Raw genomic sequence first — 7,265 nt, 5'->3', positions numbered from 1 at the left:
ACGTGAGCTGGGTTTAAAACGTCGTGAGACAGTTTGGTCCCTATCTTTCGTGGGCGCAGGATATTTGAGAGGATCTGTTCCTAGTACGAGAGGACCGGAATGGACGAACCAATGGTGTTCCAGTTGTCGCGCCAGCGGCATAGCTGGGTAGCTAAGTTCGGATCGGATAACCGCTGAAAGCATCTAAGCGGGAAGCCAGCCTCAAGATGAGATATCCCATTTCGGTGGCGACACCGGAGCTGAAGACCCCTTGAAGACTACAAGGTAGATAGGCCAGGTGTGTACGCACAGCAATGTGTTGAGCTTACTGGTACTAATCGGTCGTGAGGCTTGACCACATTTAGCCTTTTTTAAGCATTCTAAGCGTTTTTTTCAGCTCATATCTTGATTGTCGCATCAATTTTCGGTGGCGATAGCAAAGAGGCAACACCCGTTCCCATCCCGAACACGGAAGTTAAGCTCTTTAGCGCCGATGGTACTGCACGGGAAGCTGTGTGGGAGAGTAGGTCGCCGCCGAATTCTTCACCAAACCCCAGACCGACTGAATTCGGTCTGGGGTTTATTTTTTTCATCCCGCCTACCGATACAATCTAGGCCCCTTCTCCCGTATTACAGACATCCATTTGCCCTCAGGGGAATTGCTCAATGCCCGTGCCCCATTGATTGGGTCAAGTTGGCGCAAAAGATAGACCTTTTTTTGGTCTTGCGCCGTGGGACCGGGGATTTCACGCAAACACCACGATGCCTGGATTTGTATGGGATCTTTCCGCCTTAAAACCAGTATCGGCATTTACCTCATGATCTTTTTCTTTCTGGCCGGGCTTTTAATTAACTTCGTCATAATTTTCGTGGTGCAGAAGGACTTTGTTCAGACGAAGGTCCATGGGGCGCATGGGCTCTTGCGGCAAGTAGGCCATCAGCTTGCTATCAGCAAACACGGGGAGTTAGATCTTTCTGAACACTTTCTTTCCGATATTCTTGATGCCCCGCCGCTTCTGGCCTGGGAGGGATTGACGGTCACCAGTGGCGCGGGGCGGTCGCGATGGTGGGGTTCAGGCGGCCCGGCTGAAAGAAAACAGATGGCCGCAATCGCTGCGCGCGCCTTTCGGCTGCAGCTGCCGTTGAAAGTTTTGGATGGGGAAACCTGGGGTGTTTTTTGGAAGCAGCATCGCAATTTGTTCGTTGCGACGCCTTTGGAAATTGACGGCAGAGTCGTGGGCGGGGCGTGTTTGACATTTAATCTCGAAAATTTCTACCGCCACTGGCGACAAGCGCAGAAAGTTTTTTTTCTCTATTTGCTGGGCAACTGCCTCATTTTGACATTCCTCGGCGTGACCCTTTTCTCCAAGCTGATATTCAAACCGCTTCAAAAACTCGTTCTTAGGGCCAATGAGTTTCGCTCGGGAAGTGAGAATCTGTATTTTTTACAAGAGGGCAAAAAAAATGAATTCGGCACGCTGTCCACGGCTCTTAATCAGATGCTGCGCAGAATTTCACAGGATCAGGATAAACTCCAGCAAACGGTCCAAACCCTCAGGAAGGCCAATCTTGAAATTCAAGCCGCCCAAAGCCGGCTCATTCAGGCGGAGAAATTGGCCTCAGTGGGCCAACTGGCCGCGGGGGTGGCCCACGAGATCGGCAACCCCATCGGGATTGTCCTGGGATACCTCGGGCTGCTGCGTGACGGCACAATTCCCCAGGAAGAGCGGCTGGATTTTCTGGATCGGGCCGAAAAGGAAATTCACCGGGTAAGTGGCATCATTCAACAGCTTTTGGGCCGCGCCAGGGAAAATGCCGTGCCCCACGCACCCGTTGGGGTGCACGGCATCATTCGGGAGATCGTGGAAGTCTTCAATCTTCAACCCGCCACAGCCGATGTGGCGATTGCCCTGCATTTGGAAGCCCGAAGTGATCTGATTTTGGCAGACGGCGAGCAGCTGCGCATAGTTGTCCTGAACTTGATGAAGAATGCGGCGGACGCCATTTGTCTGTCGCCATTTGCGACCGTCGGAAAAATCACCATCCGGTCCTCACTGGTAAAGAAACCCGGAAAGAACAGCGGGTCAAATACAGATTGGCTTTCGGTGGAAATCGAAGACAACGGGGCCGGAATTTCGGATAAAAATCTCCCCAGAATCTTTGATCCCTTTTTTACGACCAAGGAGCCCGGGAAAGGGACCGGGTTGGGGCTGGTCGTTTCGTATCAGATCATTCAAAACTTGGGTGGCGAGATTAGGGTTGCGAGCGCTGCGGGGCAAGGAGCGCGATTTGAGCTGCTGTTCCCGCTGGACGATATTCAGGACCAATAAGGTCTCTTTGGCGGCTTCGAGATGAAATTCAGCTCGGGTTTTGAATGCAGACGGAAAAGTTGAAAAAAGTTCTGGTGGTCGACGACGAAGAGAACATGCGCCACATGCTGGCATCGCTTCTCGGTCGAAACGGGTATGAGGTCCTCACCGCCGGAGACGGCGGGGAGGCCCTGGTGCAGCTGGGCAAATCCGCGTTTGATATCGTTCTCTGTGACCTTAAAATGCCCCGCATGGACGGGCTGGCGTTTTTGCGGGCGGCTGCGGATTTTCTGGACAAGACCACCTTTATCGTCATGTCGGCTTATGGGACCATCGATACGGCGGTTCAGGCCATGAAGGCGGGCGCCTACGATTACATCTCAAAACCGTTTAAATTTGATGAGATCCTGATGGTTTTGCGGAAGGCGAACGAGCGTGATCGACTGAAGATTGAGAACCGGCGGCTGCTAAATCAAATCGAGGCCATCCGCAAGGAAGACCAGTTTCTGGACATCATCGGAAAAAGCCCTGCGATGCGGTCGGTTTTCAAGCTGGTTGAAAAGGTCGCCGACTACACCACGACGGTTCTGATCACCGGGGAAAGCGGGACCGGGAAAGAAATGGTCGCCAAAAGTATTCATTATTCGGGAAACCGCTCAAAGCACAGGATGGTGTCCGTCAACTGCGGCGGAATTCCCGAAAACCTACTGGAAAGCGAGCTTTTCGGCTATAAAAAAGGGGCATTTACAGGCGCATCGCAGGATAAAGCGGGGCTGATTCAAGATGCCCATCTGGGGACCTTGTTTTTGGACGAAATCGGCGAGCTGCCCCTTCCCCTGCAGGTCAAGCTGCTGCGGGTGCTGCAGGAAAGCGAACTCCGGCCAATTGGCGCCAATCAGGTCCTGAAAATTGATACCCGCGTTATCGCGGCGACATCCAAGGATCTCGAAAAAGAGGTTCAAACCGGCGCTTTTCGCCAGGACCTTTTCTACCGCCTCAACGTGCTCAACATCAAACTGCCGCCACTGCGGGATCGAAGTGAGGACATCCCGTTGCTCTGCGAGCACTTTTGCGGGATCTTCAATCAGAAATTACAGAAAAACATCAAGGCCTTTTCGTCGGGCGCGCTGGCCTGCATGTTGAAGTACCCTTGGCCGGGCAACGTGCGCGAACTTGAAAATGTCGTCGAACGGACCATGGTGCTGGCGGAAGATGAGACCCTGGGGCCGGAACACCTGCCGGAGCGGGTGCGGCTGGCGGGTGATCTCGGCCCGATGGCGGAGTCTGCAGCGGGACACTCCTTGAAGGTCGCCCAGAGGCTTCTGGAAAAAAAAATGATTGCCCGGGCGCTTCGAGAAACCAAGGGAAATCGATCTCAAGCGGCGCGTTTGCTTGAAATCAGCCATCCGTGCCTACTGAGCAAAATCAAAACCCATGAAATCAGCGGCTGAGCCCCGGCCTGGATCGGCGCGGTTGCACCCGCCTACCCGGCCGCGCAATGGCCGACCAGCTGGTGGCCCTGATTCGCGTCCGGGGGCGTTCTATCCGGGGGCCGGCTGGGTCATGGCCCACTTCAGCAGCATGCTGCCCCAGGTGAAACCGGCGCCAAAGGCGGCCAGGATGATCCAGTCGCCTTTTCCCAGCCGACCTGCTCGATAGGCCTCTGACATGGCCATCGGTATGGTGGCGGCAGTGGTGTTGCCATAGCGGGCGATATTGATAAACACCTGCTCCGGAGCCAGCCCCATTTTTTTGGCGGTGGCATCAATGATGCGGTAGTTTGCCTGGTGGGGAATGAAAAGTCGGATGTCGTCGCTGCCGAGGTTGTTGCGGGTCATGATGCGGGTGGCCACATCCGCCATTTCCTTGACCGCGTGCTTGAAAACCGAGCGGCCGTCTTGATAAACATAATGCATCCGTCGCGCAACCGTTTCCTGGGTGGCCGGCAGCAGACTGCCGCCGGCAGGGATTTTCAGATATTCGCTGCCGGAACCGTCGAGGCACAGGATGAAATCCCGGATGCCCAAATCGCCTTCCGCCTCCTCACAAGGTTCCAGGAGCACCGCGCCCGCGGCATCACCAAATAGGACGCAGGTGTTGCGGTCTTGATAATCGACAATGGCGCTCATTTTGTCTGCGCCGATGACCAGAACCCTCTGGTGGGCCCCGGATTCGATGAATTGCGCCCCGGTGGTCACCGCGCACAGAAAACCGGTGCAGCCGCCGTTCAGATCAAACCCCCAGCACTTGCCGGCCTTCAACCCTTTCTGAACAAGCGCGGCGGTCGCCGGAACCAACTGGTCCGGGGTCACCGTCGCCACGATGATGACATCGATCTCATCGGGCGCGAGACCGCGTTGCGCCAGGACCATCTCAGCGGCTTTGATGGCCATGAAGGAGGTCCCACGCTGCGGATCCAGCACCCGGCGCTCCCTTATGCCGGTTCGGGTCCTGATCCATTCGTCGTTGGTATTGACCATTTTCTCCAGATCGCAGTTGGTCAATTTTCGGCTGGGTGCAAAATGATCGACAGCGGTGATTTTTGAACGCATTCACCTGCCTCCAGAATTAGAGCCCTCGCCGGTTAACCCCGGTGAGGGCATTTTTGCTGCGCTCGATGCCCACGCTTTGCAACAACCGCAACCCTTTTAGACCTATGGGCGGGTGGGGTGGCGGCCGTCAGGGCCGCAAGGTGGGCGGATTTTGACGCATCGTGCCGGGTTGGTTTTATTGCGCCGGATTATCCGTGGATCGGATCGGGTCGTTTTCCCGGCAGGGCCCGGCGCGGCGCGCATAACATTGGTTTCCGGTGGCAGCCTCCGGGCGACCGGCGATCGCTGCCAGCGATTGCTACGAACAACGGGTGGTCGGAATCGGGCGAAACGGGAAGGGGTGGAGCCGATGGCGTCTTCAGATCAAATATTCCGGTGGCAGTTTTGGTTGGTCTGGGGTTCCAAACTGTTTGGGTGCTAACCAAAATTTTGATGCCGCGCAACCCATCTATTTCACTGCCCGGTTGATTTTATTGCGAAGTTTACCGGAGCATTTAAAGGTGACGACCTTGCGCTCTCTGAGCATGAGGTCTGTGCCGGTTGCGGGGTTGCGCCCCCTGCGCCTGTTTTTTCCTTTGATACAAAATTTACCGAATCCCGAAATGAGAACGTCATCCTCATTTTCCAGCGTGTTTTTGATGGTTTCCAAAAGAGATTCGATAATTTCAACCGACTTTTTTTTGGTGAAACCCAATTCGTGTACCTTGGCAACGATGTCGTTTTTGGTCAATGCCATGGCCCCTCCTGTTATGGGCACTTGGGAAAAGAGGAATGGGAAATCGCACTGCAAAAAGGCCTGAACAGGTTGCTGAGCGGAAACTCGGAAAAGCCCCAAAAAAAAATCGCTAGGTATTGAGGACGTATTTTAGTAGCCCGATAAAATCAAGCTTTTTTTTGGAAAAACGAGGTCTTGCCCCCCAACCCGATGGGGCTCCTAAGCCTTTGGGCCTCGGAAAAAAATAATTCTACATCTTGCATGTCTTTTGATCGCCACCAAAATCCTTCGCCATATTGTATAATTATTTCTTACCGCGACCCTTATTCCTGGACCTCAACCGTCGGCGGGGGTTTTTGGGAATGGCTCTCGATATTCTTCAGGATCGTATCGATCCGTGCGCAAATCTCTTCGATCTCGCTTTGGAGCTCAGCATCATCGGGTTCGGTCATGCCCACCTTCCGATAACCGGCAGGGAGGCTGCTTCCCGTAGTCCACCCGGTGCCGGTGCAAACCAGCCGGTCTATAGGTTTTTGTGACCCATCCGGGACTATCGGGGATATCCGCCCTGGTGGTAAATGTGGTCGTAGTAATACTCGTAGTAGCCGTCCTGCTCGGCTTTGACTGCGCCTTCTTTTTCAGCCGGCCCTTCGTCAGCGGCCTGGGGCTGCCTCTTTTGCAGGTCTTGGAGCCACAAATCTTTGGCAAAATCGTAGAGCACGGCTTTCAAGGTTTGGGGACTGCGGATGATATCCGAATTTTTGAGGGCAAATTCTTCGCATCCCTCGACCACCGCTTTGACATTCATGATATACTCGGTATCGTCCTGCCCGAAGGTGAGATACTGGTTGTAAATACGGATGATGATTTGCTTCACGGTTCCTTCGATGGCGTCGATGCAGTTCAATTATTCCTCGCAACCCCACCCACTGGTGGCTGTGGTTAGCTGCCGGGATGATCCGGGGACGGTTTGGGGCCGCGGCAATCAATGATTCCACAAGATGGCGCCGGATTTTGATGGCGATCAAATGACATGCAAGATGTGGAATTATCTTTTTCCGGGCCCCTTGAGTTCAGAAGGCGGGGTCAAAGGCCCAATTCCCGCTTTGGGCCGCATCTCGAGGCCGCTGTGGCGCACACGACCAGGCCTCACCCCTTGAGATTGGTGCGCTGGCAGGCGGCGTTTTCTTTGAAGTCGTCTGGTTTTGGACTCCTTGCCGATCCATCAGGTTGGCAGGGGTGGCGCTATAATTTTTAAAACTAAACTAAAAAACAAATAATGTCAACCATATAGCAAAAAGCCGGTCCGGTTGCGGACAAGCCGCTGCTGGTGCCGTTGCAGGTGCCGTGGAGGTTGGCACCCCCAGCCCCCCGCATCCTGTCGAGAATTTGAGCCGCTCTGACACCCCGTGTCCGTTCCGGCAGGGATCGCGGCGTCCGGCGGCCCGTCGCCTGTGACGGTCTGGTTTAGCGCTTGACCCCGGTGGACCGGCTGCGGGCGCGAAACTCGGCGCGCGGCGGCACCGCTGGGGCGGCCGCCAGCCCCCGGCTCGTGGTTGTAATTTCCTGTTTTTTGGCATATGTCAGGCCGGAAATCGGGAACACTTCCAAGGGGTGCGGGCCTGGCGCGTCGTTGGCGCCGGCCGGGCCCGCCAAAAAAAAAGGACTCAAGCCTTCCCGCCTTGAACCCTTTGGTCGCGCTGGAGCCGG

5 protein-coding genes and 2 rRNA genes are annotated in these 7,265 nt (G+C 55.0%); 4 read left to right on the top strand and 3 right to left on the bottom strand.

The window, feature by feature from the left end; genetic code table 11:
* From LJE63_09660 to LJE63_09645, 4 genes are all read left to right on the top strand, one after another.
* A 23S ribosomal RNA gene (locus LJE63_09660) occupies positions 1–338 on the top strand; the annotation flags it as partial.
* Positions 339–402: 64 nt separating this feature from the next.
* Positions 403–519, top strand: a 5S ribosomal RNA gene (gene rrf / locus LJE63_09655).
* 236 nt (positions 520–755) lie between these two features.
* Positions 756–2,309 carry a HAMP domain-containing protein gene (locus LJE63_09650; protein MCG6906878.1) on the top strand — a complete coding sequence of 518 codons (1,554 nt, stop codon included), beginning with the start codon at positions 756–758 and terminating at the stop codon, positions 2,307–2,309.
* A gap of 59 nt (positions 2,310–2,368) precedes the next feature.
* Positions 2,369–3,739 carry a sigma-54 dependent transcriptional regulator gene (locus tag LJE63_09645; protein ID MCG6906877.1) on the top strand — a complete coding sequence of 457 codons (1,371 nt, stop codon included), beginning with the start codon at positions 2,369–2,371 and terminating at the stop codon, positions 3,737–3,739.
* Positions 3,740–3,829: 90 nt separating this feature from the next.
* Here the strand turns inward: LJE63_09645 and LJE63_09640 are convergent, their stop codons facing one another.
* The 3 genes from LJE63_09640 to LJE63_09630 form a co-directional block, all read right to left on the bottom strand.
* Positions 3,830–4,840, bottom strand: a complete 1,011-nt coding sequence (locus LJE63_09640) for a ketoacyl-ACP synthase III (GenBank protein ID MCG6906876.1) — start codon at positions 4,838–4,840, stop codon at positions 3,830–3,832.
* A 448-nt stretch (positions 4,841–5,288) separates the two neighbouring features.
* Positions 5,289–5,576: an integration host factor subunit alpha gene (locus tag LJE63_09635; GenBank protein ID MCG6906875.1), complete on the bottom strand. Its 288-nt coding sequence runs from the start codon at positions 5,574–5,576 to the stop codon at positions 5,289–5,291.
* Positions 5,577–6,105: 529 nt separating this feature from the next.
* Entirely contained in the window at positions 6,106–6,462 is a 357-nt protein-coding gene (locus LJE63_09630; protein MCG6906874.1) for a hypothetical protein, read from the bottom strand.
* Positions 6,463–7,265 lie beyond the last annotated feature (803 nt).

The organism is Desulfobacteraceae bacterium (assembly GCA_022340425.1).
Lineage (GTDB): Bacteria > Desulfobacterota > Desulfobacteria > Desulfobacterales > JAABRJ01 > JAABRJ01.
This window is presented reverse-complemented; position numbering and strand designations above follow the sequence as displayed.

Bases quoted from the DNA above. Each gene is read 5' to 3' on its own strand.
- LJE63_09650 (MCG6906878.1), top strand. From the start codon at position 756: ATGGGATCTTTCCGCCTTAAAACCAGTATCGGCATTTACCTCATGATC.
- LJE63_09640 (MCG6906876.1), bottom strand. From the start codon at position 4,840: ATGCGTTCAAAAATCACCGCTGTCGATCATTTTGCACCCAGCCGAAAA.
- LJE63_09635 (MCG6906875.1), bottom strand. From the start codon at position 5,576: ATGGCATTGACCAAAAACGACATCGTTGCCAAGGTACACGAATTGGGT.